The 1,253-nt window shown below is 31.5% G+C and carries 2 protein-coding genes; one reads left to right on the forward strand and one right to left on the reverse strand.

Annotated features, from left to right (window positions below; translation table 11 throughout):
- Positions 1-710, reverse strand: a 710-nt coding sequence (locus tag FTV43_RS15575; RefSeq protein WP_179995848.1) for a hypothetical protein, incomplete at its 3' end; no start/stop codon positions are given.
- Positions 711-832: 122 nt separating this feature from the next.
- Between FTV43_RS15575 and FTV43_RS15580 the strand changes: the two genes are divergently transcribed.
- On the forward strand, positions 833-1,081 hold the full coding sequence (locus FTV43_RS15580) for a hypothetical protein (RefSeq protein ID WP_034705816.1): 249 nt from the start codon (positions 833-835) through the stop codon (positions 1,079-1,081).
- The last annotated feature ends 172 nt before the right edge of the window (positions 1,082-1,253 follow it).

Below are 1,253 nucleotides of genomic sequence, written 5' to 3' on the forward strand. Positions count from 1 at the left end.
TTAGGACAATATTCAGCTTCCCATACTTTACGTTCGTGCTTTCCACGACCTACAACTTTGTATTCACCAAAAATACCGAAGTCACTATCACCAGAGCAAACCCATTGATAATTTAATTTAAGAAAATTTATGCAATGGTTGAATCTTGTTATTATTGATGTATGTAATTTTTCTTCATTTTCATATGGGTTAGCCCAAATAATTTTCTCCGATATACATCCTGTTTCTCGCATATCTTGAAAAAAATATAATCGAATAAAATAATATAAAAGCCTCTTATCATTTCTTTTTTTCAATCTATTCACAGGAGAGCACTCACCTTTAACGCCAACAATTAAGCTATTAGGTAGCCAAATATAGTTTCCTTCTTCTTTAGTAGTATTTTTGATTTCATATTCTGGGCGATCTCCAGCTTTTAATACTGGTTTTATAACTTTTACGAAGCCTGTATCGATTAAGTTCTTTAAGGCTTTTTTTGCAGGAACCTCTGTTAGCCCAATGTATTTTTTAACTGAGTTAATACTCCAAGTACTTTTAATGTGACTAGCGTCAGTTCCACATGCTAGAGATAAAAAAACAACCATTTCATTTATCCCACATTCTTCATGTTCGTAAAGTTCTTTCCATATTTCTAATCCAATAGCGAATAGTCCATTTTGACCTAAAGAAAATCTGTTTTTAGGCTGTTCTATTTGTTCATTAGGATTCATAACTTCTGACCCATTTTAAAAGTGATAATTTTATAAAACACTATATATAGTATATTTGTTGTTGATTTTACACTATATGTAGTATAAATTGTATTGATATTAATCAGAATGAGATAAAAAATATGGCTAATAATGCTAAAAAAACTTCCAGCAAAGTCGCTTCTAAGGCATCAGAGATTTTGCGAGATCCTTCATCTTCAGCTATAGCAAAAAAGTTATCAGCTTCTGCATTAGCTCAAACCAAAACAAATAAACAGACAGGGAAAGAAATGGAAACTACTGCTTCTGCTGTATTAAAGAGCAATAAATATAGTCAAGAAACTAAAGAGATTGCGGCTTCTCTTGTTTCTCAATCAAATAAGAATCGATAATCTCAGGAGAATAAAAGGTCTCAAATTAATATGAGATTAATTATTGAGAGCGTGGGCGATGTCCTACGCTTTCTTATTTTTTTTCTGTTTTTTTACTATATCTAATTCGGGTGATTTTTCTTCCAGGATTTTCACTAGTGGAGATAGATCATAGATACTTCGGCCTTTATAT

It is taken from the genome of Acinetobacter sp. YH16053 (assembly GCF_013417035.1).
GTDB classification, from domain to species: Bacteria; Pseudomonadota; Gammaproteobacteria; order Pseudomonadales; family Moraxellaceae; genus Acinetobacter; species Acinetobacter towneri.

Coding starts and splice junctions, on each gene's coding strand:
- FTV43_RS15580 (WP_034705816.1), top strand. CDS start 833: ATGGCTAATAATGCTAAAAAAACTTCCAGCAAAGTCGCTTCTAAGGCA.